The 25,926-nt window shown below is 72.7% G+C and carries 26 protein-coding genes; 19 read left to right on the forward strand and 7 right to left on the reverse strand.

Annotation, left to right across the window (positions count from 1 at the left end):
• Positions 1 to 53: 53 nt before the first annotated feature.
• The 9 genes from ald (at position 54) to NI25_RS30515 (ending at position 9,110) form a co-directional block, all read left to right on the forward strand.
• Positions 54 to 1,178, forward strand: a complete 1,125-nt coding sequence (ald, locus tag NI25_RS30475) for an alanine dehydrogenase (RefSeq protein ID WP_199561051.1) — start codon at positions 54 to 56, stop codon at positions 1,176 to 1,178.
• Positions 1,179 to 1,565: 387 nt separating this feature from the next.
• Complete coding sequence (locus tag NI25_RS30480; RefSeq protein WP_078884777.1) at positions 1,566 to 2,696, forward strand: ParA family protein; 1,131 nt, start codon at positions 1,566 to 1,568, stop codon at positions 2,694 to 2,696.
• A 41-nt stretch (positions 2,697 to 2,737) separates the two neighbouring features.
• Positions 2,738 to 3,259 (forward strand): hypothetical protein, encoded by a 522-nt coding sequence (locus tag NI25_RS30485; protein ID WP_228955617.1) that lies wholly within the window; start codon positions 2,738 to 2,740, stop codon positions 3,257 to 3,259.
• A gap of 252 nt (positions 3,260 to 3,511) precedes the next feature.
• Positions 3,512 to 4,753 (forward strand): segregation and condensation protein A, encoded by a 1,242-nt coding sequence (locus NI25_RS39830; RefSeq protein ID WP_324610077.1) that lies wholly within the window; start codon positions 3,512 to 3,514, stop codon positions 4,751 to 4,753.
• Positions 4,750 to 5,406 carry an SMC-Scp complex subunit ScpB gene (gene scpB, locus NI25_RS30495; protein WP_061445529.1) on the forward strand — a complete coding sequence of 219 codons (657 nt, stop codon included), beginning with the start codon at positions 4,750 to 4,752 and terminating at the stop codon, positions 5,404 to 5,406. The genes NI25_RS39830 and scpB overlap by 4 nt, the downstream gene beginning before the upstream one ends.
• The gene (locus NI25_RS30500; RefSeq protein ID WP_061445530.1) at positions 5,406 to 6,521 is read left to right on the forward strand and encodes a pseudouridine synthase; all 1,116 of its coding nucleotides are present in this window, start codon (positions 5,406 to 5,408) and stop codon (positions 6,519 to 6,521) included. Before scpB ends, NI25_RS30500 begins: the two co-directional genes overlap by 1 nt.
• 93 nt (positions 6,522 to 6,614) lie before the next feature.
• The gene (locus NI25_RS30505) at positions 6,615 to 7,334 is read left to right on the forward strand and encodes an NUDIX hydrolase (RefSeq protein WP_061445531.1); all 720 of its coding nucleotides are present in this window, start codon (positions 6,615 to 6,617) and stop codon (positions 7,332 to 7,334) included.
• Positions 7,331 to 8,353 (forward strand): ADP-ribosylglycohydrolase family protein, encoded by a 1,023-nt coding sequence (locus NI25_RS30510; RefSeq protein ID WP_061445532.1) that lies wholly within the window; start codon positions 7,331 to 7,333, stop codon positions 8,351 to 8,353. Before NI25_RS30505 ends, NI25_RS30510 begins: the two co-directional genes overlap by 4 nt.
• A 4-nt stretch (positions 8,354 to 8,357) precedes the next feature.
• Positions 8,358 to 9,110 (forward strand): DNA polymerase beta superfamily protein, encoded by a 753-nt coding sequence (locus NI25_RS30515; RefSeq protein WP_061445533.1) that lies wholly within the window; start codon positions 8,358 to 8,360, stop codon positions 9,108 to 9,110.
• On the opposite strand, the gene NI25_RS30520 is transcribed toward NI25_RS30515, so the two are convergent.
• Together NI25_RS30520 and NI25_RS30525 are read right to left on the reverse strand one after the other, a co-directional pair.
• Positions 9,036 to 9,797 (reverse strand): DNA polymerase beta superfamily protein, encoded by a 762-nt coding sequence (locus NI25_RS30520; RefSeq protein ID WP_061445534.1) that lies wholly within the window; start codon positions 9,795 to 9,797, stop codon positions 9,036 to 9,038. The genes NI25_RS30515 and NI25_RS30520 overlap by 75 nt on opposite strands.
• Positions 9,798 to 9,819: 22 nt before the next feature.
• Positions 9,820 to 10,215, reverse strand: a complete 396-nt coding sequence (locus tag NI25_RS30525; protein WP_061445535.1) for a Rieske (2Fe-2S) protein — start codon at positions 10,213 to 10,215, stop codon at positions 9,820 to 9,822.
• 164 nt (positions 10,216 to 10,379) lie between these two features.
• Here NI25_RS30525 and aroH point away from each other — a divergent pair, with 164 nt between their 5' ends.
• From aroH to der, 5 genes are all read left to right on the forward strand, one after another.
• Entirely contained in the window at positions 10,380 to 10,742 is a 363-nt protein-coding gene (gene aroH, locus NI25_RS30530) for a chorismate mutase (RefSeq protein ID WP_061445536.1), read from the forward strand.
• The gene (locus NI25_RS30535) at positions 10,739 to 11,824 is read left to right on the forward strand and encodes a prephenate dehydrogenase (RefSeq protein WP_061445537.1); all 1,086 of its coding nucleotides are present in this window, start codon (positions 10,739 to 10,741) and stop codon (positions 11,822 to 11,824) included. Before aroH ends, NI25_RS30535 begins: the two co-directional genes overlap by 4 nt.
• Positions 11,825 to 11,937: 113 nt before the next feature.
• Positions 11,938 to 12,633 carry a (d)CMP kinase gene (cmk, locus tag NI25_RS30540; RefSeq protein WP_061445538.1) on the forward strand — a complete coding sequence of 232 codons (696 nt, stop codon included), beginning with the start codon at positions 11,938 to 11,940 and terminating at the stop codon, positions 12,631 to 12,633.
• A complete protein-coding gene (locus NI25_RS30545) occupies positions 12,630 to 13,292 on the forward strand; it encodes a lysophospholipid acyltransferase family protein (protein ID WP_107071902.1) in 663 nt (220 codons plus the stop codon). The genes cmk and NI25_RS30545 overlap by 4 nt, the downstream gene beginning before the upstream one ends.
• Positions 13,293 to 13,366: 74 nt before the next feature.
• The gene (gene der / locus NI25_RS30550; protein ID WP_061445539.1) at positions 13,367 to 14,845 is read left to right on the forward strand and encodes a ribosome biogenesis GTPase Der; all 1,479 of its coding nucleotides are present in this window, start codon (positions 13,367 to 13,369) and stop codon (positions 14,843 to 14,845) included.
• A gap of 98 nt (positions 14,846 to 14,943) precedes the next feature.
• Here the strand turns inward: der and NI25_RS30555 are convergent, their stop codons facing one another.
• Together NI25_RS30555 and NI25_RS30560 are read right to left on the reverse strand one after the other, a co-directional pair.
• Positions 14,944 to 15,237, reverse strand: a complete 294-nt coding sequence (locus NI25_RS30555) for a hypothetical protein (RefSeq protein WP_061445540.1) — start codon at positions 15,235 to 15,237, stop codon at positions 14,944 to 14,946.
• A gap of 73 nt (positions 15,238 to 15,310) precedes the next feature.
• Positions 15,311 to 16,108, reverse strand: a complete 798-nt coding sequence (locus NI25_RS30560) for a hypothetical protein (protein WP_061445541.1) — start codon at positions 16,106 to 16,108, stop codon at positions 15,311 to 15,313.
• Between the two features lie 407 nt (positions 16,109 to 16,515).
• On the opposite strand from NI25_RS30560, the gene NI25_RS30565 reads away from it, so the two are divergent.
• Complete coding sequence (locus NI25_RS30565; RefSeq protein ID WP_061445542.1) at positions 16,516 to 17,361, forward strand: hypothetical protein; 846 nt, start codon at positions 16,516 to 16,518, stop codon at positions 17,359 to 17,361.
• Positions 17,362 to 17,748: 387 nt separating this feature from the next.
• Positions 17,749 to 17,964, forward strand: a complete 216-nt coding sequence (locus NI25_RS30570) for an I78 family peptidase inhibitor (RefSeq protein ID WP_054103246.1) — start codon at positions 17,749 to 17,751, stop codon at positions 17,962 to 17,964.
• 29 nt (positions 17,965 to 17,993) lie between these two features.
• On the opposite strand, the gene NI25_RS30575 is transcribed toward NI25_RS30570, so the two are convergent.
• Together NI25_RS30575 and NI25_RS30580 are read right to left on the reverse strand one after the other, a co-directional pair.
• A complete protein-coding gene (locus tag NI25_RS30575; protein WP_061445543.1) occupies positions 17,994 to 19,013 on the reverse strand; it encodes a phosphatase PAP2 family protein in 1,020 nt (339 codons plus the stop codon).
• 283 nt (positions 19,014 to 19,296) lie between these two features.
• A complete protein-coding gene (locus NI25_RS30580) occupies positions 19,297 to 20,478 on the reverse strand; it encodes a mannosyltransferase family protein (protein ID WP_061445544.1) in 1,182 nt (393 codons plus the stop codon).
• Positions 20,479 to 20,735: 257 nt separating this feature from the next.
• Here NI25_RS30580 and NI25_RS30585 point away from each other — a divergent pair, with 257 nt between their 5' ends.
• Positions 20,736 to 22,340 carry an MFS transporter gene (locus NI25_RS30585; RefSeq protein WP_061445545.1) on the forward strand — a complete coding sequence of 535 codons (1,605 nt, stop codon included), beginning with the start codon at positions 20,736 to 20,738 and terminating at the stop codon, positions 22,338 to 22,340.
• Positions 22,341 to 22,490: 150 nt separating this feature from the next.
• Positions 22,491 to 23,684 (forward strand): acyl-CoA dehydrogenase family protein, encoded by a 1,194-nt coding sequence (locus tag NI25_RS30590; RefSeq protein WP_061445546.1) that lies wholly within the window; start codon positions 22,491 to 22,493, stop codon positions 23,682 to 23,684.
• Between the two features lie 59 nt (positions 23,685 to 23,743).
• On the opposite strand, the gene NI25_RS30595 is transcribed toward NI25_RS30590, so the two are convergent.
• Positions 23,744 to 24,181 (reverse strand): cell division protein SepF, encoded by a 438-nt coding sequence (locus tag NI25_RS30595; RefSeq protein ID WP_061445547.1) that lies wholly within the window; start codon positions 24,179 to 24,181, stop codon positions 23,744 to 23,746.
• Between the two features lie 289 nt (positions 24,182 to 24,470).
• Between NI25_RS30595 and NI25_RS30600 the strand changes: the two genes are divergently transcribed.
• Positions 24,471 to 25,670, forward strand: a complete 1,200-nt coding sequence (locus NI25_RS30600) for a DUF5685 family protein (RefSeq protein ID WP_199561052.1) — start codon at positions 24,471 to 24,473, stop codon at positions 25,668 to 25,670.
• Positions 25,671 to 25,926 lie beyond the last annotated feature (256 nt).

Raw genomic sequence — 25,926 nt, forward strand, 5'->3', positions numbered from 1 at the left:
CCCGCGCTTGAGCGGGTATGCCTTGTAATAACCCATCCTCTGAGCCAAGGACCGTGATCGACGTGAAGGTCGGCATCCCCCGCGAGGTCAAGAACAACGAGTTCCGGGTGGCCATCACCCCCGCCGGCGTGCACGAGCTGGTGCGCCACGGTCACCAGGTCGTCGTCGAGCGCGACGCCGGCGTCGGCTCCTCCATTCCCGACGAGGAGTACGTGGCGGCCGGTGCGCGCATACTCGACACCGCCGACGAGGTCTGGGCCACCGCGGACCTGCTCCTGAAGGTCAAGGAGCCGATCGCGGAGGAGTACCACCGCCTGCGCAAGGACCAGACGCTCTTCACCTACCTCCACCTGGCCGCCTCCAAGGAGTGCACGGACGCGCTCGTCGAGTCCGGCACCACCGCCATCGCCTACGAGACGGTCGAGCTGCCCAACCGCGCGCTGCCGCTGCTGGCCCCGATGTCCGAGGTCGCGGGCCGGATCGCCCCGCAGGTCGGCGCCTACCACCTGATGGCCCCCAACGGCGGGCGCGGCGTGCTGCCCGGCGGCGTGCCCGGCGTGACCCCCGCCAAGGCCGTCGTCATCGGCGGTGGCGTCTCCGGCTGGAACGCCACCCAGATCGCCGTCGGCATGGGCTTCGACGTGACCCTGCTCGACCGCGACATCAACAAGCTGCGCGAGGCCGACAAGATCTTCGGCACCAAGGTCAAGGCCGTCATGTCCAACTCCTTCGAGCTGGAGAAGGCCGTCCTCGACGCCGACCTCGTCATCGGCGCCGTGCTCATCCCGGGCGCCAAGGCCCCGAAGCTGGTCACCAACGAGCTGGTCTCCCGCATGAAGCCGGGCAGTGTCCTTGTCGACATCGCGATCGACCAGGGCGGCTGCTTCGAGGACTCGCACCCGACCACGCACGCCGAGCCGACCTTCAAGGTCCACAACTCGGTCTTCTACTGCGTCGCCAACATGCCGGGTGCGGTGCCCAACACCTCCACCAACGCGCTGACCAACGCCACGCTGCCCTACATCGTCGAGCTGGCCGACCGCGGATGGGTCGAGGCGCTGCGCCGCGACCCCGCGCTGGCCAAGGGCCTCAACACGCATGACGGCAAGGTGGTTTACCGCGAGGTCGCCGAGGCGCACGGTCTGGAGTATGTCGACCCGGCGACTCTGCTCGCCTAAGTCATCAAACGGCAAAGGCGATACGTCAACAGGCGTCGTCAACCCCGCGCACCCGGCCGGACCTTGCCCGACAAGGTCCGGCCGGGTGTGTGTATGGTCACTTTGCGATTCTCGGTCAACTCGCCTCGAACGTAACGCTTCAACCGATTCGCGCACCGGTGAAACCTGCTGTGCGACGGCCGTACGCCCTTGACAGAGGGATGTTTCATTGCCGACACATCGGGCCGGGTCCGGCGGATTGTGTTGCTGCGGACGGCCGACACGCCATAGAGTCGCCGAACGTCGGCATGGTGCCACGCTGACCTGTCTAGAAGTTCCCTGGTCACCAAGGAGGTAAGACGACTTGTGAATGAGTCGACATTTACTCCCGGGGGTGGTCAACCAGGAATGCCGGCACGGACCAGCGGTCCCGGGCGTCTCGAGGCTGTCGGCTCCGTGGCTGTACGCACCTCCGCAGCCGACCACCACAGTCCGCAGGCAACTCGGACAGCACACATGAGTATGGATGGCCAACACGTGAACGCCATGGCCGGCGACGGAAGTGGCGCGCCACGCAACCACTTCGCCGACTACGACGAACTGCCCGAGGGGCACTTCTACGACCCGGACGCGGAGTACGAGCCGGATCCCGAGTACGCCGCCACGCTCGCGCCCGACGCGGCCCGGCAGCGCCGCGAGCGCATCGGCCCGACCGGGCGCCCGCTGCCGTACTTCCCGATCCCGGGTCCGCTGACCGAGCACGGTCCCGCCAAGATCATCGCGATGTGCAACCAGAAGGGCGGCGTGGGCAAGACCACGTCGACCATCAACCTGGGCGCCGCGCTCGCCGAGTACGGGCGCCGGGTGCTGCTCGTCGACTTCGACCCGCAGGGCGCGCTGTCGGTCGGCCTCGGCGTCAACCCGATGGAGCTCGACCTCACCGTCTACAACCTGCTCATGGAGCGGGGCATGGCGGCCGACGAGGTGCTGCTGAAGACCGCGGTCCCCAACATGGACCTGCTGCCCAGCAACATCGACCTGTCGGCGGCCGAGGTGCAGCTGGTGAGCGAGGTCGCGCGCGAGTCCACCCTCCAGCGGGCGCTCAAGCCGCTGATGGACGACTACGACTACATCGTCATCGACTGCCAGCCCTCGCTCGGCCTGCTCACGGTCAACGCGCTGACCGCCGCGCACAAGGTGATCGTGCCGCTGGAGTGCGAGTTCTTCGCGCTGCGCGGTGTCGCGCTGCTGACCGAGACGATCGAGAAGGTCCAGGAGCGGCTCAACCCCGACCTGGAGCTCGACGGCATCCTCGCCACGATGTACGACTCGCGCACGGTGCACAGCCGTGAGGTGCTCGCGCGGGTCGTCGAGGCGTTCGACGACCACGTCTACCACACGGTCATCGGGCGCACGGTCCGCTTCCCGGAGACCACGGTCGCCGGCGAGCCGATCACCACGTACGCGTCCAACTCCGTCGGTGCCGCCGCCTACCGCCAGCTCGCCAGGGAGGTGCTCGCCCGGTGTCACGCCGAGTGAGTCTGCCGGGGGCCGACGAACTCTTCCGTACGACAGGGGGAATGGCGCTTCAGGCGTCCACCCCGCGGCGACCGGCGGGCGGCGAGGCCCGGGTGCCGGCCCCGGCGGGGGAGAGCGACCAGGCCGCCGCCGAGGACGCACCGCAGTCGGTGCCCGCCCAGGGCGGTGACGGCGAGGGCGCGGAGCACGCCGCGGCGGACGCGGAGCCGGGCCCGGCGGGCGAGTCGCGCACCCGGGGCACGGAGCGCTCCGCGCGGGGCTCCGGACCGGGCGCGGGCGCGCAGGAAGGTTCTGCCTCCGCCGGCGCCGACCGGCCCCGCAAGCGCGGCCGGGCCGCCGCACGGCGCCCCAGCGGGCGTGAGCGCCACGACGAGAAGATCACCGTGTACGTCTCCGCCGAGGAGCTGATGGACCTGGAGCACGCCCGCCTGGTGCTCCGGGGCGAGCACGGCCTGGCCGTGGACCGTGGCCGCATCGTCCGCGAGGCGGTCGCCGTGGTCCTCGCCGACCTGGAGACCCGCGGGGACGCCAGCATCCTCGTACGACGGCTGCGCGGGCGGTAGCGGTAGCCTGCGGGGGCCATGACCTCGAACGACGCCCCCCACCCCGGCCGCACCCCGCGCGCCGGCCGCCGACGTGCGCTGGGCAGGGGGCCGGGGGAGCCGGCGGCTCCGCCGGTGACCGACGGGACGCCTACCGGTACCGGCACCTCGGGTGCGGACCCGGCCGAGCAGGACCCTTTGCCCGGGCCGGCCCCCGCGCCCTCCCGGGCACCGGGTGCGGAGGAGCGGGAACCCGGGACTTCGGGCCCAGGGGTGCACGGAACGCCCGGGGCGTCGTCCGGCCCGGGGGACTTCCCCCCGGACGGCGGTGAGGAGGCCTCCGGCGGGCGGGGCGAGGACGGCGGTGCAACGGCGGACGGGCCGGCCGGCGCGACCGGTGACGGCGAGGCGACCGGTGACGGCGGCGTGGCCGGTGACGGCGGTGTGGCTGGTGACGGCGGGGCGGCCGGTGACGGCGGCGTGGCTGGTGGCGGCGGGGCGGCCGGCGTCGGCGGCGTGGCTGGTGGCGGCGGCGCAGCCGGTGGCGGCGGGGCGGCCGGTGACGGCGGTGTGGCTGGTGGCGGCGGGGCGGCCGGTGACGGCGGTGTGGCTGGTGGCGGCGAGGCGGCCGGCGACGGCGGTGTGGCTGGTGGCGGCGGGGCGGCCGGTGACGGCGGTGTGGCTGGTGGCGGCGGGGCGGCCGGTGACGGTGTCTTCAAGGTGCGGCTCGCCAACTTCGAGGGGCCGTTCGACCTGCTCCTCCAGTTGATCTCCAAGCACAAGATGGACGTCACCGAGGTCGCCCTGTCGAAGGTGACCGACGAGTTCATGGCGCACATCCGGGCGATGGGGCCGGACTGGGACCTCGACCAGACCACCGAGTTCCTGGTGGTCGCGGCGACGCTGCTCGACCTCAAGGCGGCCCGCCTGCTGCCCGCCGCCGAGGTCGAGGACGAGGCCGACCTGGCCCTCCTCGAAGCCCGCGACCTGCTCTTCGCCCGCCTGCTCCAGTACCGCGCGTACAAGCAGATCGCGGAGATCTTCAACGACCGGCTGGCCGCCGAGGCCCGCCGCTACCCCCGTACCGTGGGCCTGGAAGCCCACCACGCCGAGCTGCTGCCCGAGGTCGTCATCAGCATCGGCCCCGAGGGGTTCGCCAGGCTCGCCGTGAAGGCGATGCAGCCCAAGCCCAAGCCGCAGGTGTACGTCGAGCACATCCACGCGCCCCTGGTCAGCGTGCAGGAGCAGGCCGGGATCGTCGTCGCGCGGCTGAGGGAACTGGGCGAAGCGAGCTTCCGCGTGCTGGTCCAGGACACCGAGGACACCCTGACCGTGGTCGCCCGCTTCCTGGCCCTCCTGGAGCTGTACCGGGAGAAGGCCGTCGAGCTGGACCAGGAAACCGCCCTCGGCGACCTGCTGGTGCGCTGGACCGGCGGCGACGGGGAGACGCAGCCGGTGGTGACCGACGAGTTCGACCGGCCGCCCGAGGCGCCGAAGGAGGAGCAGAAGGCGTGAGTGAAGCAACCACCGAGGCTCCGGACCAGCCGGACGGCGTCGCCGCCCTCGACCTCAAGCCCGCGCTGGAGGCCGTCCTCATGGTCGTCGACGAGCCCGCGACCGAGGAACAGCTGGCGAAGATACTGCGGCGGCCCCGGCGGCTGATCGCGGACGCGCTGCGCGAGCTGGCCGACGAGTACGCCGTCCAGGGCCGCGGCTTCGAGCTGCGCCTGGTCGCGGGCGGCTGGCGCTTCTACAGCCGGCCCGAGTACGCCGCCGCCGTCGAGGGCTTCGTCCTGGACGGCCAGCACGCCCGCCTCACCCAGGCCGCGCTCGAGACCCTCGCCGTCGTCGCCTACCGCCAGCCGGTCAGCCGCAGCCGCGTCTCCGCGGTGCGCGGCGTGAACTGCGACGGCGTGATGCGCACCCTCCTCCAGCGGGGCCTGGTCGAGGAGGCGGGCACGGAACCCGAAACAGGTGCGATCCTGTACGTGACGACGAACTACTTCCTGGAGCGGATGGGCCTGCGCGGCCTGGACGAGCTCCCGGAGCTCGCGCCCTTCCTCCCGGAGGCGGAGGCGATCGAGGCCGACACGCTGGAAGGGGTCCCGTCGTTCGATCCGGACGCCCCGGATTCTTCCGGGGACGCAGACGACAAGACGGAATTTTGATGCGAAGCAGCAGCGGCAGGAACAGCAGCGGAAACAACGGCGGGAGCCGTGGTGGCAACAGCGGCGGCCGCGGCGGGAGCAGCGGGGGCCGCGGCAACTACCGCGGCGCCGGCAACAACCGCGACGACAAGCAGGGCGGCCGTCCCAGGAAGCCGCGCCCGGAGGAGCGGCGCTACGACGTGGGCCCCGGCGCCACGAAGGACGGCCCCAAGTCCGGCCGGGGCAGCGCGGCCCGCGGCGGTGCCAAGGGCGGCCCGAAGCGGCCCCAGCAGCGCGGCCGCAGCGCGCCCGCCACGTCCCGCGAGTACGAGACGCGGGCCGAGGAGCGCAACCGCGAGCGGTACGCGGGCAAGAAGGACGTGAAGCTGCCCAAGACCTTCCCGGGCGCCGAGCAGGAGGGCGAGCGGCTGCAGAAGGTCCTCGCGCGCGCGGGCTACGGCTCCCGGCGCGCCTGCGAGGAGCTGATCGAGCAGGCCCGGGTCGAGATCAACGGCGAGATCGTGCTGGAACAGGGCCGCCGCGTGGACCCGGAGAAGGACGAGGTCAAGGTCGACGGACTGACCGTCGCCACGCAGTCGTACCAGTTCTTCTCGCTCAACAAGCCCGCCGGCGTCGTCTCCACCATGGAGGACCCCGAGGGCCGCCAGTGCCTCGGCGACTACGTCACCAACCGCGAGACCCGCCTCTTCCACGTCGGCCGGCTCGACACCGAGACCGAGGGCGTCATCCTGCTCACCAACCACGGCGAGCTGGCCCACCGCCTGACCCACCCCCGCTACGGCGTGAAGAAGACCTACCTCGCGCACATCGTGGGCCCGATCCCGCGCGACCTCGGCAAGCGCCTCAAGGACGGCATCCAGCTGGAGGACGGATACGCGCGCGCGGACCACTTCCGGGTCGTCGAGCAGACCGGCAAGAACTACCTGGTCGAGGTGACCCTGCACGAGGGCCGCAAGCACATCGTGCGCCGGATGCTGGCGGAGGCGGGCTTCCCCGTCGACAAGCTGGTGCGCACCGCCTTCGGCCCGATCACGCTGGGCGACCAGAAGTCGGGCTGGCTGCGCCGCCTGTCCAACACGGAGGTCGGAATGCTGATGCAGGAGGTCGACCTCTAAACCGCCCTCCGGGCCACCCCGGCCCGCACGAGGCTTGTGCCGACCGGCCACCCCCTTTTATAGTCGCAATGACTATTAAGGGGGTGGCCGGTCGTGCACGGCTACGACAAGCACGCTTTCGAACCCTTCGCCGTCACCGTCGACCTCGCCGTCCTCACGCTGCGCGCGGGCGCGCTGCACGTGCTGCTCGTCGAGCGGGGCCAGGAGCCGTACGCGGGCCGCTGGGCGCTGCCGGGCGGCTTCCTGCTGCCCGCGGAGTCGGCGGAGACGGCGGCCCGCCGCGAGCTGGCCGAGGAGACCGGCCTGGCGGACGTGACCGGGCTGCACCTGGAGCAGCTGCGGACCTACAGCGAGCCCGACCGCGACCCCCGCATGCGGGTCGTGTCCGTGGCCTTCGCCGCCCTGCTGCCGGACCCGCCCGAGCCGCACGGCGGCGGTGACGCGGCCGAGGCCCGCTGGGTGCCGTACGACGAGGCCCGCGGCCTCGCCTTCGACCACGACCGGATCCTGGCCGACGCCCGGGACCGGGTCGGCGCCAAGCTGGAGTACACCTGCCTGGCCACCGCCTTCTGCCCGGCCGAATTCACCCTCGGCGAGCTGCAGCAGGTCTACGAGACGGTGTGGGGCACGGCCCTGGACCGGCCCAACTTCCGTCGCAAGGTCCTCGCCACCCCCGGATTCGTCGAGCCCGTCCCGGGCGCCGCCCGCCTCACCGGAGGCCGCGGCAAGCCCGCCGCCGTGTACCGCGCAGGGGCGGCCGCCACCCTGCACCCACCGCTGCTCCGCACCCCTCGGGAAGGACGCCCCGCATGACCACGACCCCCGGCACCAAACGCGCCGCCACCGGAGCGCTCATCGGCCTCGCCCTCGGCGACGCGCTGGGCTTCCCCACCGAGTTCAACGACGTGCCGTCGATCCTCGCCAAGTGCGGCCCCTGGCGGGAGATGGAGCTGCCCCGGCCGGCCATCGTGACCGACGACACGCAGATGACGCTGGCGCTGGGGAAGGGCATGCGGACGGCGATGGACCGAGGGCTGCTCGGCCCGAAGCGCATGGAACGGCCGGTGCGCGAGGAGTTCGTCGACTGGTACCAGTCGCCGGAGAACAACCGGGCGCCGGGCAACACCTGCCTCAAGGCCTGTGCCCTTCTCAAGACCCCGGACCGCCCCTGGCAGGACGCCAGCCAGATCCACTCCAAGGGCTGCGGCGCCAACATGCGCGTCGCCCCCGTCGGCCTCGTCCCCGGCCTCAGCGACGAACAGCGGGCGGGCGCCGCCCAGTTGCAGTCCGCGCTCACCCACGGGCACCCCACCGCGCTCGCCGCCTCCGACCTCACCGCACACGCCGTACGACTGCTGGCGGAGGGCGCCGAGCCGACCGGCCTGGTCGGGCTGCTGCGCTCGTACGCCTACGACAACCGCACCCGGTACCACGAGCGCTGGCTCGGCGACCTGTGGAGCCGTGCCCAGGACCCGACGCCCGAGCACTTCATCGCACGCGGCTGGGACGAGTGCCTGGCGATACTCGACCGGCTCCAGGAGGCGGTACGCACCGTCTCGCCGGAGACCGACCCCTGCCTGGCCGTCGGCGAGGGCTGGATCGCCGAGGAGGCCATGGCGGCCGGGCTGCTCTGCTTCCTGCTCTTCGTCGACGAGCCGCTCACCGCCCTGCGGCGCGGCGCCTGCACCTCCGGCGACTCCGACTCCATCGCCTGCCTCGCGGGCGCCTTCGCGGGCGCGCACCTGGGCGCCGACGCCTGGCCCGCCGACTGGGCGGACCGCATCGAGTACCGGGGCGACCTGCTGGCCCTGGGAGCGCTCTGGGACGCTTGAGCCCATGATCGACGCCCCCGACATCGACCTGGCCCCGGTGGTGGCCGAACAGCCCTTCCCGGTGCTGTTCGCCACCGTCTCAGGTGCCCACCTCTACGGCTTCCCCTCCCGCGACTCCGACGTGGACCTGCGCGGCGTGCACCTGCTGCCCGCCGCCGACCTGGTCGGACTGCGCGAGCCGGAGGAGACGCGGTCGCGGATGTGGGACCGGGACGGCGTCGAGATGGACCTGGTCACGCACGACCTGCGCAAGTTCGTCCGGCTGATGCTCCGCCGCAACGGGTACGTGCTGGAGCAGCTGCTCTCCCCGCTGGTCGTGCACACCACCGAGGCTCACCGGGAACTGGCCGCCCTCGCGCCGGGCGTCCTCACCAGTCATCACGCCCACCACTACCGGGGATTCGCGGGCACCCAGTGGCGGCTGTTCGAGAAGACCGGCCGGCTGAAGCCGCTCCTGTACACCTTCCGGGTGCTGCTCACCGGCATCCACCTGATGCGCACCGGCGAGGTGCAGCCCCACCTGCCCACCCTCGTCGAGGAGATCGACACCGCTCCGGGGTACCTGCCCGAGCTGGTCGAGGCCAAGGCGGCGCGCGAGCATGGGGAGGCCCGCGTCGACCACGCGCGCGTGCGGGCCGACGTGGAGCGGCTGCACGCCGTGCTGGACGAGGCCCGGGCCGCCTCAGCGCTCCCCGACGCCCCGACCGGGTACGACGCCCTGCACGACCTCGTCGTACGGGTCCGGCTGGAGCGCTGAGGCTCGGCGGGCGCGGATCAGGAAGTCCTCCACGCGGCGCCGGTCCGGCTCCTCGGGGAGCGGGCTGTGCCGGGCCGCCTCCTCGCCCTCCCGCACCAGGCGGTTCATCCGCGCCTCCACCTCCGGCCACGGCACCTCGCCGCGCTTCACGGCGAGCAGCGACTCCCGCGCCTCGCCGACGTCGATCGTCAGGACGCCCGTGCGCAGCAGGTCGCGGGCGCTGGTCAGCAGCCTGAGCAGGTGCATCGCGTGCTTCCAGCGCGGGGCGCCGTGGGTGCGCACGTCGGCGTCCAGCTTGCGGCGCTGGCCGTGCGCGTAGCGCGTGAACGTCTCGTAGGCCCGGCGGGAGAGGAACGCCTCGCGGAGGGAGAGGAGTTCGCGGCCCGTGTCGTCCACCGACTCCACCAGCGGCGAGTGCAGGCACTCCAGGACGTTCGGGTTCGCGCGCAGGGCCAGTTCGCAAAAGCGCTCCAGCTCCCAGCTGAACTGCTCCTCCCCGGGGCCCTCCACATGTGTCGGCGGCTTCTCGAAGCGCCAGTACAGCGCGGTCGGCGCGAGGAAGACGCCCCGGCGGTCCGTGTCGCTGCCCTCCGTCGCCAGACCGAAGGCGCGCGAGCCCATGACACAGGAGTAGACCGTGTGGTCGCGGACCAGGGTCTCGGGGGTCTCGGAGGTCTCGGGGTGCATGGCCGGAGCGTACGCGGGCGGCTCACGCCAGGCGGATCGAATTTCCCTCCACCGTGATCCGCTTCCCGGGCAGCGGCTTGGTCGCCGGGCCCCGCACGACCGAGCCGTCGGCGACGGCGAACCTGCTGCCGTGGCACGCGCAGTCGATGGTGCCGTCGCGTACGTCCGACACGATGCAGCCCTGGTGGGTGCAGACCGCCGAGAACGCCTTGAACTCGCCCTTCTTCGGCTGGGTCACCACGATCTTCTCGTCGGCCAGGACCTTGCCGCCGGCGATCGGGACGTCGCCCGCCCGCGCCAGTTCCCGCCCCGGCGAGGAGGTCGAGGAGTCGTCGTCGCCTCCGCAGCCCGCGCAGAGCGCCGCCGCGCCCGCGCCCGTGCAGAGGAGGACCGTACGGCGGCTCGGGGTGTGGGTCATGTCGCGACTCCGGGGGAGAGGGTTTCCGGGCGGTGGGGCCAGCGTCTCAGGGGACGGGCGCCGCGGGCCGGTACGCGGCGGGCTGACTAGGCTGGACGGACCAAGAACCGATACACGCGTCAGCGGCATCGGCAGCGTCAGCAACGTCAGCAAGGAGCATCGCCGTGGCGGTACGAGCGGTCCGGGGCGCCGTCCAACTGGAACGGGACGAGGCCGGGCACATGGACGAGCAGGTCGCGGCCCTGCTGACCGCCCTCATGGAGCGCAACGGCCTGACGGTCGACGACCTGATCAGTCTGTGGTTCACCGCCACCCCCGACCTCCACAGCGACTTCCCGGCCGCCGCGGCCCGCGGGCTCGGCATCACCGACGTGCCGCTGATCTGCGCCCAGGAGCTGGACGTCGAGGGCGCCATGCCGCGCGTCGTGCGTGTCCTCGCCCACATCGAGTCCGACCGGCCCCGCGCCGAGATCGCCCACGTCTACCTCGGCGCCGCCGCGGCCCTGCGCAAGGACATCGCCCAGTGAGAACCGCACTCGTCATCGGCACCGGCCTGATCGGCACCTCGGCCGCCCTCGCCCTCACCGCGCGGGGCGTCACCGTCCACCTCGCCGACCACGACGCCGAGCAGGCCCGCACCGCCGCCGCGCTCGGCGCCGGCACCGACGAGACCCCGGACGGACCGGTCGACCTCGCGATCGTCGCCGCGCCGCCCGCCCTGGTGGCCGGCGTGCTCGCCGACGCCATGACCCGCGGCGTGGCCCGGGGCTACCTCGACGTCGCCAGCGTCAAGGGCGGACCCCGGCGGGAGCTGGAGGCACGCGGGCTCGACCTGTCGGCGTACCTCGGCACCCACCCCATGTCCGGCCGGGAGAAGTCCGGCCCGCTGGCCGCCACCGCCGACCTCTTCGAGGGGCGCCCCTGGGTGCTCACCCCGACCCGGGACACCGACACCGAGGTGCTGAACCTCGCCCTGGAGCTGGTCTCGCACTGCCGCGCGGTGCCGGTCGTGATGGACGCGGACGCCCACGACCGCGCCGTGGCCCTCGTCTCGCACATGCCCCACCTGGTCTCCAGCATGGTCGCCGCGCGCCTGGAGCACGCCGAGGAGGCCGCCGTACGGCTGTGCGGGCAGGGCATCCGCGACGTGACCCGGATCGCCGCCTCCGACCCCCGGATGTGGATCGACATCCTCTCCGCCAACCCGGGGCCGGTCGCCGACCTGCTCACCGACGTCGCCGCCGACCTGGAGGAGACGGTACGGGCCCTGCGCGCCCTGGAGTCCTCCGACGAGGACAAGCGCCGCGAGGGCGGCACCGGCATCGCCGAGGTGCTGCGGCGCGGCAACGCCGGACAGGTCCGGGTCCCCGGCAAGCACGGGTCGGCGCCGCGGGCCTACGAGACGGTGGCCGTCCTCATCGACGACCAGCCCGGCCAGCTGGCCCGCATCTTCGCGGACGCGGAACGGGCCGGGGTCAACGTCGAGGACGTACGCATCGAGCACGCGACCGGGCAGCAGGCGGGCCTGGTGCAGCTCATGGTGGAGCTGAAGGCGGCCGCCGTCCTCACGGCGGCCCTGAAGGAGCGGGGCTGGGCGATCCGGCAGTGAGCACGGGGCGCCGGACGCCTGTCGGAGGGGCCTCCCGCGCCCGGTAACCTTGTCCGGGACGCGCTCGCGTCCCGCACACCACCCACCGCACCGCACCAGGAAGGTGTCCCCTCGTGGAAAACGGCGCCGCCCCGACCGCCCCGGCCGTGATTGTCGCCATCGACGGCCCCTCCGGCACGGGCAAGTCGAGCACGTCGAAGGCCGTCGCCGCCCAGCTCGGCCTCAGCTACCTGGACACCGGTGCCCAGTACCGGGCGATCACCTGGTGGATGGTGAGCAACGGGATCGACACCGACGACCCGCACGCCGTCGCCGCCGCGGCCGGCAAGCCCGAGATCGTCTCCGGCACCGACCCGGCCGGCCCGACCATCACGGTCGACGGCGTGGACGTGGCCGGCCCGATCCGCACCCAGGAGGTCACCTCCAAGGTCAGCGCGGTCAGCGCCGTACCGGAGGTCCGCGCCCGGATCACCGAGCTGCAGCGCTCCATCGCCGCCTCCGCTCCGCTCGGCATCGTCGTCGAGGGCCGCGACATCGGCACCACCGTGCTCCCCGACGCCGACCTCAAGATCTTCCTCACCGCCTCGGCCGAGGCCCGCGCCGCCCGCCGCAGCGGCGAGCTGAAGGGCGCCGACGTCAACGCCACCCGCGAGGCCCTGATCAAGCGGGACGCGGCCGACTCCAGCCGCAAGACCTCCCCGCTGGCCAAGGCCGGCGACGCGGTCGAGGTGGACACCACCGCCCTCACCCTGCCGCAGGTCATCGAGTGCGTCGTCACCCTCGTCGAGGAGAAGCGGGCGGGGAAGTGACCGCGTCCCCCACAGCGCCCGTCCCCTCGGAGAAGGGCGCCGAGGTCGGCCGGCGCATCGGCGTCGGCCTGATGTACGGGCTGTGGAAGCCGCGCGTGCTCGGCGCCTGGCGGGTGCCCGCCACCGGCCCGGTGATCTACGCCGTCAACCACTCGCACAACATCGACGGCCCGATGGTCATGGGCGTGGCGCCCCGGCCGACGCACTTCCTGATCAAGAAGGAGGCGTTCGTCGGCCCGCTCGGACGCTTCCTGACCGGCATCGGCCAGCTGAAGGTGGACCGGCACTCCACCGACCGCACGGCCATAGGGCAGGCGCTCGGCGTACTGGCCGACGGCGGCGTGCTCGGTATCTTCCCGGAGGGCACCCGGGGCGAGGGCGACTTCGCCTCGCTGCGTGCCGGGCTCGCCTACTTCGCGGTGCGCAGCGGCGCCCCGATCGTCCCGGTCGCGGTGCTGGGAAGCACGGACCGTCCCGGACGGTTGATAAAGGCGCTGCCCCCGCTGCGTTCGCGGGTCGACGTCGTCTTCGGCGATCCCTTCGAAGCGGGCGACGGCAGCGGGCGGCGCACCCGCAAGGCGCTGGACGAGGCCACCGAGCGCATCCAGAAGCAGCTCACCGCGCACCTGGAAAACGCCAGGCGCCTCACCGGGCGCTGAGTGACACTTGAGTAGTGGATCACCCGGTACAGGGGTGTTCCACCGATCACCACGATGAACGAGGTACGGACTTCATGAACGACCACATCCACCCCGAGGGCTCGGGCGAGGAGCACGACCACGGGGCGCTCGGCGACGCCGAGTACGCGCAGTTCATGGAGCTGGCCGCCGAAGAGGGCTTCGACATCGAGGACGTGGAGGGCGCGATCGAGGAGGCCGGGCACGGCCCGCTGCCCGTCCTCGCCGTCGTCGGCCGTCCCAACGTCGGCAAGTCGACCCTCGTGAACCGCATCATCGGCCGCCGCGAGGCCGTCGTCGAGGACAAGCCCGGCGTCACCCGCGACCGCGTCACCTACGAGGCCGAGTGGGCGGGCCGCCGCTTCAAGGTCGTCGACACCGGCGGCTGGGAGCAGGACGTCCTCGGCATCGACGCCTCCGTGGCCGCCCAGGCCGAGTACGCCATCGAGGCCGCCGACGCGGTCGTCTTCGTCGTGGACGCCAAGGTCGGCGCCACCGACACCGACGAGGCGGTCGTCCGGCTGCTGCGCAAGGCCGGCAAGCCCGTCGTGCTGTGCGCCAACAAGGTCGACGGCCCCAGCGGCGAGGCCGACGCCTCCTACCTGTGGTCGCTGGGCCTGGGCGAGCCCCACCCGGTCTCCGCGCTGCACGGCCGCGGCACCGGCGACATGCTGGACCGGGTCCTGGAGGCCCTGCCCGAGGCCCCGGCGCAGACCTTCGGCACCGCCGTCGGCGGCCCGCGCCGCATCGCCCTGATCGGCCGCCCCAACGTCGGCAAGTCCTCGCTGCTGAACAAGGTGGCCGGCGAGGAGCGCGTCGTCGTCAACGAACTCGCCGGCACCACCCGCGACCCGGTGGACGAGCTGATCGAGCTGGGCGGTGTCACCTGGAAGTTCGTCGACACGGCCGGCATCCGCAAGCGCGTCCACCTCCAGCAGGGCGCCGACTACTACGCCTCGCTGCGCACCGCCGCCGCCGTCGAGAAGGCCGAGGTCGCCGTCGTCCTCATCGACGCCTCCGAGTCGATCTCGGTTCAGGACCAGCGGATCGTCACCATGGCCGTCGAGGCGGGCCGCGCGATCGTCGTCGCCTACAACAAGTGGGACACCCTCGACGAGGAGCGCCGCTACTACCTGGAGCGGGAGATCGAGACCGAGCTGGGCCAGGTGGCGTGGGCGCCGCGGGTCAACGTCTCGGCGCAGACCGGCCGGCACATGGAGAAGCTGGTCCCCGCGATCGAGACCGCCCTGGCGGGCTGGGAGACCCGGGTCCCGACGGGCCGGCTCAACGCCTTCCTCGGCGAGCTGGTCGCCGCCCACCCGCACCCGGTGCGGGGCGGCAAGCAGCCGCGCATCCTCTTCGGCACCCAGGCGGGCACCAAGCCCCCGCGGTTCGTGCTCTTCGCCTCCGGCTTCATCGAGGCGGGCTACCGGCGCTTCATCGAGCGCCGGCTGCGCGAGGAGTTCGGCTTCGAGGGGACGCCGATCCACATCTCCGTGCGGGTGCGCGAGAAGCGCGGCGCGAAGAAGAAGTAGCGCGTACGACTACGGCTGGAAGCAGCGCGTACGACCAAGGGAGAGGGCGCCCCGGCCGGGGCGCCCTCTCCCTTGGTCGTACGGCAGCTGTACGGCGGTCAGGTGCCGGACCGCGGGGCCGGTGGCAGTGCCGCCGGGACGTGGTGCGTGCCGCCGACGCGCTGCCACACCGACTGCTGGCCGACGCGGGCGCTCTGGGCCCCCGCGCTGTAGGCGCTGTAGGCGCCTCTGCCGCGCGGGATGCTCCGGAAGGCCGTGAATCCCAGTTCCTCCTCACCGCTGCGATCGCCAGGCAGGGATCGGAAGGACCGGACGTACTCGGCGTAGAGCGCGTCGTAGATCGGCGTGGCCGAGGGGCCGCCGTGGCGGTGGAAGGCGTCGTATGCGTACACGTATGTCCAAACGACCTCGCGCGGGAAGGGATGCGGCCCACGTGAGGGCCGTTCGGCGGCCGCGCGGCGAGGCTCAGGTTCCCGCCAGCGGCAGCGCGGCCGCGACCAGCTGTCCGTTCGCCGCCGCCTTGTCCAGCGCGTCCCGCAGCAGGTCCTCGCGCGGCTGCCGGCCGATCGACCCGACGGGCGCCGCGAACATCAGCACCTGCTGGTGCTTGTTGGCCGCCGTGCGCCAGCCCTCGGTGACCTGGAGCGGCTGGTGCGCCTGCCACCAGGCGACCGGCCGGCCGCCGTTCGTCCCGGGCTGGAGCACCGCGTGCAGCTGGCCCATCGCGAGCAGGACCGACCAGCCGTGCAGCACGGCCGGCGCGGTCGACAGCTCGGTGACCGGCATGAAGCCCTGCTCGATCAGCAGCGGCAGGAAGTCGTCGCCGGAGCCCACCGTGCCGGGCCGGGCGATGGGCGCGGTCGGCTCCACCACGAGGGCCGGGTGCAGCTCCCCGGCGATGAGGATCAGCCCGCTGGTCACCCCGAGCACGGCCTGCTCGGGCGCGGCCTTCTCGGGCGCGGCGGGAGCGGCCCCGGAGCGGGCCTGGTCGGCGCTGATGGACCGCACGGCCCCCTGCAGCTGCTCCTCGGTGACCTTGACGACCTGCGAGGGCAGGCAGCCGGCGTGGGCGAAGGCGAGCACGGCGGTCTCGTCCCCGATGAACAGGACGGTGCTGGTGCGCTCCTGCTCACAGTCGCCGGGAGTGCGGCAGGACGTGCAGTCGTAGCTGCCCGGGGCGGACTCCCCGGCCAGCAGGCGGTCGGCTTCTTCGTCGCCGATCTCGGCGCGTACGTCGTCGCTGACGTCGAGCATGCGCGGCACGGGTGGCTCCCTCGGGATGCGGTCGTGGCCGGACCGGGTGGCTCCCGGGCCGTGATCCGGGCGGGTCCCGGCTCATGCAAAGACAACGGGCGATCCGTGGCGGGAGTCACGCCCCGTGGCCGACGGAATCGAACCATGCGACCCGCACGATCCTCCGGGCGTCGCGACCGCAGCCGTGCCTCCAAGTGGGCTGCTGTGAGCACGGGTTGAGCCGACAGGACAGCTCTCGCCGACCTGCTCGTGAGTCGACAAATCATGAAATCAGCGAATGAACAGGGTGACTGGAAATGGTCGTTGCCGAGCGGTCGCCCCGGTCGTGACCACATCGCAATCGGACACGGACAACCAGAAGGCGGGGTTCCGGGTCTAACCGGACGACGACAAGCCCATGGGAGGAACCGCACCGCATGACGCCGCCGGCCCCGCCGGCCGCCCCGCTGCGCGCCGACTGCATCGGCGACTCCGCGGGCGGTCTGACCTTCGACGTCGCCGCGCGCGGAAACTCCGGGGCGGCCCTGCTCATCCTGCGCCGCCGCGGCGCCGACGACACCGTCGACGCCGCCGGGGACACGGTGAGCCTGCCGCTGGCCCCGGCGGCCGAGGGCCGGCTGCGTGCCGCGCTGCCCAGCAGCGTGTCCCTTCCCGAGGGCCGCTGGGACGCGTACGCCCGCCTCTCCGACGGCGAGCCGCGCCGCCTGGTGCCCGGCGTCACCGACCTGCGCTCCCTCGCCGACCGCACTCCCAGCGGGCTGCTCGGTCACGTCGCGGTCCGCATCCCGTACGCCACCCGGCAGGGCAACCTCACCGTCCGCAGCTGGCTGCGCGCCCCGCACGCCGAGGCGGTGGACCTGCACCTCGCCGGCGACGGCCTGACCGTACGCGGGCGGGTGTACGGCACCCAGCTCGTGCCCGGGGCCGACGCGGAGCTGCGCGCCCGGCCCGGCGACGGGGAAAGCGGCCGGGACGGCGGCGGCGTGCGCCGGGTGGAGGTCGTCGCCGAGCGGACCGAGTTCGCCTTCACGGTGCCCTACGACGGCCTGGCGCCGGGCGTATGGGACCTGTGGCTGCGGCCCGCCGGTGACCACGGCCCGGCGGTGCGCCTCGCGCGGCTGCTGGACGACGTCGCCGACAAGAACCCCGTCTTCACCTTCCCCCGGGCACGCGTACGGACGCCGTACGGCCCCGTGGAGGCCGGGCCGTACTACACCCGGGACAACGACCTGTCGCTGGCCGTCGCCGCGCTGGACGCCTGACACCGCCGGAAGCCGGACCGCGCGGGATGCGCGGGATGCGCGGGACGGGACCGTCCGCGTGTCCGATGTTCGATTCGTGTAAGCGATCCGCGAGCCCTTCCGCAGGGCGCGCGGAAGTGTGTTCGGGAGTGTTCGGGCGCGAAATGCGGAGTGCCGCCGCCCCGGCCGGTGCGCCTTTTCCGTTCGCCTATTCGACGGAGTGCGGCGACGCCCGAGAATTCACCTCGGTGGTCTGCGGTACTCGGGTAAAACCGTCCGTCCGTGTGAACGCGTTCCAACAAAACGCGCATCATGATCCTGTGACAGAAATGTGACCGTAGGTGCACCCGTGACCCGTGTTACCGGCGTGGGCTTCCCCGCTCCCGGGGCAGGGCATAGCGTGGCGGCATGGCACCGATTCCGACACCCCCGGCCGAACCCCAGGACAGTCCGGACACCTACGTGGGCCTCGATTCCGGCGCGGCCGAACGGCTGGCGCGGGAGCGGGGCTGGTCGACGGTGAGGTCCCTGGCGCCGGGCACGGTGATCACCATGGAGTACCGCGTGGGCCGCCTCAACTTCGAGGTGAAGGACGGCCGGGTCTCCCGGGCCTGGAAGGGCTGAGACCCGCCCCACGGGCCACGGCGGTACGCTCAGCCGCCCGACAGGGGGCGGGCTGCCGGGGCCGAGCTGCGCGGATGGCGGTCGGCGTGCGGCGGCCGACGGCTGCCGGCCGGGGTCACCGGCGAACGGTCCGAGCGGGCCGTGTGCGGGCCCGGCGCCAGGTGGGCCGGCGTGCGGGCGGTGCGCGGCGCGCCGACCGGCTCACGGGCCGGTGTCTCCGCCCGGCCGGAGCCCGGCGGCGTGACGGCCACGGGCGGGCCGACCGGCCGCCGTGCCGCCTTCTGCCGGCCGCGGCGGGCGTACCAGCGGTCGCGCAGGCCGAGGATCCACGCCTCGGCGCGCGTGATCAGCGGCTCGAACCACGGGAGCGCCAGCAGGATCAGCAGCCCGGCCGCCCAGCCCAGGAGCACGTCGCTGAGCCAGTGCGTGCCGAGGTAGACGGTGGACATGCCCACTCCGAGCGAGGTGACCGCGGACAGCGCGGACAGCCAGCGCCGGGCACGGTGCGTCGAGGCCAGGTAGGCGAGGATGCCCCAGGTCACGACGGCGTTCGCGGTGTGACCGCTCGGAAATATATCGCCGCCGAGCCACATCTCGTTGGCGCCGATCGTGGTCGCGTAGTGGGGTCCGAGGCGGCCCATGCCGTACTTGGCGGCGCCGACCGTGACGTTCAGCAGAAGCAGGGAGACCCCGAGGGCCAGCAGCGGGCGCAGGGTGTGCTGCCGCCAGGAGCGCCAGCCGAGCCAGGCCGCGACCATCACGGCGGTGGGTCCGCGCTGGCCGAGCACCACGTAGTAGTCGACGAACGCGTGGATCTCGGGCCACTGCTGGTAGGGCCGGAAGAACATGACCTGCCAGTCGAGCCGGACCAGCCACGAGGTGATCACCACGGCCCACACGATCGCGATGTAGAACGCGAGGGTTCCGGCGAACAGCGCGAACCTGTGCCGGGACATCTCCGGCGCGTCCAGGAGCTCCGGTCGTTCCGGCTCCCGGTCCAGTCTCGCGAACACCCGGTCCAGACGGGTGGGCTTCCGTTCGGTACGCACCCAATCGACGTTACAGCGAGTGAGGAGTGATCCCTGACGAATCAACGGCTTTGTGATGACGATGTGATGTGGGATTCCTCTCAGCGGGTGCCTTATTTCCGGGTAATCCGCAATCCGGTTCGGCTGCGGACTTCAATTCCTTTGATCTGCCCGGTCGGCGGTTTTATCGTGCTTATGAATGAGTTCACCGAATGCTGGTACGGAATTGTCCCGGCGGTCACCGGCGGCACCCCCGCCCGGCCGGGGCGGCCCCGTGCGCCGGTCAAGGGGGGCGGAGCGCCGGTCAGGGCGGGCCGGAGCCGTTCAGCCAGAACGCCCCGTACACGGCGGACACCGCCGCGACACCGCACACGACCGCCGCCGACCTGGCGGTGCACAGCCGGGCCAGGGCCACGGCCGGGGGGAACAGCAGCGGGAACGCGGGCAGCAGCAGCCGGGGCTTCGAGCCGAAGTAGCTCGACGCGCACAGGGCGAGCACGGTGACGATCCCCGCGTACACCAGCAGCGGGAGCGGCTGGCGCTGTCGTACGCACACCACGCACAGCCAGGCCAGCAGCGCGACCGCGACGATCAGCCCGGCGCCCGCCAGGGCCGCCGGGAACGACGTGAACTTCCCGGCGACGAAACGGGCGAAGGCCGCGCCCCCGTCGAAGCCGTTGCGCCAGCCGGCCTGCACGTCGAGATAGCCGAACGGGCCCTTGCCGGTGCGGTGGCCGACCCACAGGACGTAACCGGCGGCGCCCAGGGGCGCGAACAGCATGCCCAGCGCACGCCGGACGCCGAGCCCTGCGCCCGTACCGTCCTCGCGCCGGTCGCGCACGTACGCCGTGATCGCGGCCGCCCACACCGCCGCCGCCACCGCGAGCCCGACCGGGCGGGTCAGCCCGGCCAGCGCGGCCAGCGTCCCCGCCGTCACCCAGCGCCCCGTCAGCACCGCGTACAGCGACCAGGCGGCCAGTGCCGTGAACAGGGACTCGCTGTACGCCATCGACTGCACGATCCCGACCGGCAGCACGGCCCACAGCAGCACCGCGCAGACGCCGGCGCGGGGGCCGTACACGTGGTCCGCCACCGCGAAGATGCCCCAGGCCGCGGCGAGCGAGGCGAGCAGGCTCACGACGAAGCCCGCGTCCGCGTACGACAGCGGGGTGACGGCGGCGCCCAACCGCTCCAGCCAGGGCAGCAGTGGGAAGAACGCCAGGTTGGAGTGGACGTCGCCGTTCGGCAGCCGCACCTCGTAGCCGTATCCCAGCTCGGCGACCCCGGTGTACCAGAGGGAGTCCCAGCGGGCCGTCAGCAGCGTGTACGCGCTCTTGTCGCGCGCGGCGCTCCACAGGGCCAGGGCGAGCAGGCCCAGGGCGCGTACGGCCGCGTAGCCGAGGAGCGCCGGGGCGGCCCGGCGCAGGGCACCGGACGGGCCCGGGGCGCCGAGGCGGCCCGCGGTGCGCGTTTCAAGATCGGTCACGGACTCGATTATCTGCCGGGCGCGACGGTCGCCGTTCCGCCGGGCGGGCGGGACGGCGGCCGCAGTGGCGCACGCCACACGGGTGAGGCGGGATGTGTGAGGCCTGCCACGTGTGCACCGCACGGTCTGGCGTACTCTGGCGAATCACTCGCGTTCCGTTGCACGGCCCGGAGCCCCCGCTCCCCTCCGGCCGAGCCGCAGGGGAGTCCCCACCCCGCGGCCCGCCGGACGCGAGGGAACATCTTGGAGGTACGTACATGTCCGGGACGACCACGGCTGCCGCAGCGCCGCGCCGTCGGGCGGCCGGGGCCGGTGCCAACCGCTGGGTGGTCCTGGTCGTCCTCTGCGTCAGCCTGCTGCTCGTCGCCGTCGACGCGACCGTGCTGCACGTGGCGGTCCCCGCCGTCACCGAGGACCTCAGGCCCGGCGCCATCGAACTGCTCTGGATCGTCGACGTCTATCCGCTCGTCTGCGCCTCGCTGCTGATCCTCTTCGGCACGCTGGGCGACCGGGTGGGCCGCAGACGGGTCCTGCTGCTCGGCTACGCCCTCTTCGGCGTCGCCTCCGCGCTCGCGGCCCTCGCCGAGAGCGCCCAGGTGCTGATCGCGGCCCGTGCGCTGCTCGGCGTCGGCGGCGCCATGATCATGCCGGCGACGCTGTCGATCCTGCGGCAGGTCTTCCCCGACCGGCGGGAGCGGGCGCTGGCCATCGGCATCTGGAGCGCCGTGGCCGCGGTCGGCGCGGCGGTCGGACCGCTGCTCGGCGGCTTCCTGCTCGAGCACTTCTGGTGGGGCTCGGTCTTCCTCGTCAACATCCCGCTGATGCTGGTCAGCCTGCCGGTGGGGCGGCTGCTGCTGCCCGAGTCGAAGGGCGACGGCCGCGGGCCCTGGGACGTGGTCGGCGCGCTGATGGCGGCGGGCGGTCTGTTCGGCGTCGTCCTGGGGGTGAAGCGGCTGGGCGGCGGGGAGCCGGTGGCCAGTCTGCTCACCCTGCTGCCGCTGGTGGCGGGCGCGGCGCTGCTGGCGGGCTTCGTACGGCGGCAGCGACGGCGCACGCATCCGCTGGTGGACCTCGCGATGTTCCGGCGGCCCGCGTTCAGTACGTCGGTCGGGTGCATCGTGCTGGCCATGCTGGCCCTGGTGGGGCTCGAGCTGATCGCGGCGCAGTACCTGCAGCTGGTGCTCGGTCTTTCCCCGCTGGAGACCGGGCTGCGACTGCTGCCGCTGACCTTCGCGGCGATGGCGGCGGGGCTGGCGGGCGCCCGGTTGCTGCGGCGGTTCGGGCCGCGGCGGATGGTGTGCGCGGGATTCTGTCTGACCGCCTTCGCGGTGCTGCTGCTGACGGCGATGGGCCGCGCCGACAACTGCGCGCTGCTGCTGACCGGGTTCGTGCTGCTCGGCTTCGGTCTGGAGACGACGCTGTTCGGGGCGTACGAGTCGATGCTGAGCGAGGCGCCGCAGGAGCAGTCGGGAGGCGCGGCGGCGATCGGGGAGACCTCGTACCAGCTGGGCGCCGGGATCGGCATCGCCCTGCTGGGCAGCGTGATGAACGCGGCGTACGCGCCCGGGCTGACGGGAGGCGTGCAGGGCGTGCCGTCGTCGGCGTCGGTGGCGGCGGGGCATTCGCTGGGGGAGGCGTACGAGGTTGCCGCGCAGCTCGGGGGGCCGGCGGGGGTTGCGCTGCGGCGGGCCGCGGGGGACGCGTTCGTGCACGGGCTGCACGTGACGTTGGTGGTGAGTGCGGGGCTGTTGCTGCTCGGGGCGGTGATGGCGTTGCGGTTGCCGCGGGTGATGCAGTGCGAGGAGGTTTCGGTGCCGGCGCCTCGGGGGGCCGTGGAGTCCCAGTCCCGTGTCTCGGTGTGACCCCGTGGTCTCCCCGCCGGGTCATGGGCCGGGTTCCCCCCTCCTCGCCCGGGAGACGGGCATGGTGGACGTGCGGAGCGCCGCATCGTAACGTCGGCGACGACAGCCGTGACTAGCGGCGCTAGTTTTAACAGTTCCGGAGGGTGTCCCATGGCCGCGTCCCCCAAGTTGCCCGCGTTCGACCCCGCCGATCCCCTCGGCATCGACGACCTGCTCGAGCCGGAGGACCTGGCGATCCGGGACACCGTACGGGGCTGGGCGACCGACCGCGTGCTGCCGCACGTCGCGGACTGGTACGAGAAGGGCGAGCTGCCCGGGATCAGGGAGCTGGCGCGCGAGCTCGGCTCCATCGGCGCGCTCGGGATGTCCCTGGAGGGGTACGGCTGCGCCGGGGCCAGCGCCGTCCAGTACGGGCTGGCCTGTCTGGAGCTGGAGGCGGCCGACTCCGGCATCCGCTCCCTCGTCTCCGTGCAGGGCTCCCTCGCCATGTACGCCGTCCACCGTTTCGGCAGCGAGGAGCAGAAGCGGCAGTGGCTGCCGCGCATGGCCGCCGGTGAGGTCATCGGGTGCTTCGGGCTGACCGAGCCCGACCACGGGTCCGACCCGGCCGCCATGCGCACCCACGCCAAGCGGGACGCCGGTGGCGACTGGGTGCTCAACGGGCGCAAGATGTGGATCACCAACGGCTCGGTGGCCGGCGTCGCCGTCGTCTGGGCGCAGACCGAGGAGGGCGTCCGCGGCTTCGTCGTCCCGACCGACAGCGCCGGTTTCTCCGCGCCCGAGATCAAGCACAAGTGGTCCCTGCGGGCCAGCGTCACCAGCGAGCTGGTCATGGACGACGTACGGTTGCCCGCCGACGCGGTGCTGCCGGAGGTGACCGGGCTGCGCGGGCCGCTGAGCTGTCTGTCGCACGCCCGTTACGGGATCGTCTGGGGCTCGATGGGGGCGGCGCGCAGTTCCTTCGAGGCGGCCCTGGAGTACGCGAAGTCGCGGGAGCAGTTCGGGCGGGCCATCGGCGGGTTCCAGCTGACCCAGGCCAAGCTCGCCGACATGGCGGTCGAACTGCACAAGGGGATCCTGCTCGCCCACCATCTCGGGCGGCGCATGGACGCCGGTCGCCTGCGTCCCGAGCAGGTCAGCTTCGGCAAGCTCAACAACGTCCGCGAGGCCATCGACATCTGCCGTACGGCGCGTACGATCCTCGGCGCCAACGGGATCTCTCTCGAATACCCCGTGATGCGGCACGCGACGAACCTGGAATCGGTGCTCACCTACGAGGGCACCGTCGAGATGCACCAGCTGGTGCTGGGCAAGGCGCTCACCGGACTCGACGCCTTCCGGTAGGAAGCCGTACCGGTGGGAGCCCGGCGGGGTGGGGCGGGGCCGTGGTGCGCGGCCCCGCCTCAGCTCTGGTTGAAGAAACCGTCGGAACGGTGCGCGGCGGGCTCGCCGCTGATCACCTGGGTGTCGGCCGGGCTCAGCAGGAACACCCGGGTGGACACCCGCTCGATCGAACCGCGCAGGCCGAAGATGAGTCCGGCCGCGAAGTCGACGACGCGCTTGGCGTCCGTGCCCTCCATGGCCGTCAGGTTGACGATGACCGGGACGCCGTCCCGGAACAGCTCGCCGATGGCCCGTGCGTCCCGGAAACTGTCCGGGGTGACCGTCGCGATGCGGCGGCCCTTCTCCTCGGCCACGTCCGAGGCCACCTTGACCCGCGGGTCCGTGACCCAGGCGTCGCCGGTCTCGTTGCCCTCGGAGTAGTCGTCGTCGTAGTAGCGCTCGTCATCGTTGTCGTCGACGAGGCCGAGCCACGCACTCGCCTTGCGTACCGATCCCATGGACGCCTCCTCTCACAGCGGTCTTTCGTGCTTCCGCATCCCTATGGTCATCCATGATGCGGACGTCGCGCCAAGTGGATAGACGCCGCGCGGGGGGTTTGTGACGGTACTGGTGCACAGCGGATCCGTCGAGAGTCCTTGTGTCCCAAGGGTCGTTTCCCAAACGGATGCTGACTGTGAGTGAAATATGATTCTTCACGGCACACGGGTGAGGACGGGTGCGTACGGGTGATGGCGGGGGTCGGTACGATGCCGCAGCTCAGCGTCGTACCAACCACGGGGGAGCGTCGTGTTCGGAATCGTCAGGCCGTGCAGGCACCGGCTCGGGGAGAGCCTCGCGAGCCAGTGGATGGCTCATTTGTGCGGGTTGTGCCTCGCACTGCGCAAGGACCACGGACAGTTCGCACGGATCGTGACGAACTATGACGGGCTGCTCATATCGGTTTTGACGGAGGCTCAGGCGGAGCGCGGCGGTGCGGGTGCCGGGCGGCGCACCGCCGGACCCTGCCCGCTGCGCGGGATGCGCACCGCGTCCGTCGCGCACGGTGAGGGTGCCCGGCTCGCGGCGGCCGTCTCTCTCGTACTGGCCTCGGCCAAGGTGCGCGACCATGTCGCCGACGGCGACGGTCTGCTGGCCCGCCGGCCGGTGGCCCTCGCCGCCCGCCGGATCGCCGGCGGCTGGGACGCGGCCGGGGCTCGCGGCGGCAGCGCCGTCGGGTTCGACACCGCCGTGCTGGTCGACGCCGTGGACCGGCAGGGCGGCATCGAGGCGCTCGCCGGTCCCGGTACGCCGCTGCTCACCGTCACCGAGCCGACCGAGACCGCGACCGCCGCCGCCTTCGCGCACACCGCGCACCTCGCCGGACGGCCGGACAACGCCGCGCCGCTCGCCGAGGCCGGCCGGCTCTTCGGGAGGCTCGCCCACCTGCTGGACGCCGTGGAGGACCGGGAGGCCGACGCCGCGTCCGGTGCCTGGAACCCGCTCACCGCCACCGGGACGCCGCTCACCGAGGCCCGGCGGCTCGCCGACGACGCCGTGCACGGGGTGCGGCTGGCCCTGCGGGAGGCCGAGTTCACCGACGGGCGGCTGGTGCACCGGCTGCTCGTGCACGAGCTGGGCACCTCCGTGGACCGCGCGTTCGGTACCGTCTCGTGCGCCCATGGCAGCCATCCGTACGCCCCTCCCGGCAGTGCGCCGGGAGCCCCCGGTGCGCCCGGCGGCCCCGGTGGTCCGATGCCCCCGGAGCCGCCCCGCCGCGACCGGCGCGGGCTGCTCGCGGGCTGCGCCGTGTGGCTCGGGCTGGCCTGCACGTGCCAGATGTGCTGCGGCACGTACCACGACCCGTGGAGCGGTCAGCGCAAGGAAGGGGTCTGCTCCAACTGCGACTGCGGAAACTGCTGCGACTGCTGTGACTGCTGCAGCAACTGCTGCGGCGACGACGGGTGCGACTGCGGCTGTGACGGCTGCGACTGCGGTTGCAGCTGCTGAGGTCCCGTCAGTCACGTCGGCCCGGTGGGGGAAGGCCCGGCGCCATCCGGAGGGGCGACTTCCGGACACCCCCGCCGAGACGGCGGAAGATGAACCGCAGCGCAGGTCAACGGTTGGTGACGGAGGGTCGGGTAAAGGTCGTTCAAATCTTGACGGCCGAAAGGCACTCTTGCGCCGACCGGTCGTTCGGCCGAATACTCCAACCTCAGCGCTTGTCAGGGGCACGACGCTTCCGGAACCCGGAGGTCCGTCCCTG

This window comes from Streptomyces sp. CCM_MD2014, assembly GCF_000772045.1.
GTDB lineage: Bacteria > Actinomycetota > Actinomycetes > Streptomycetales > Streptomycetaceae > Streptomyces > Streptomyces salinarius.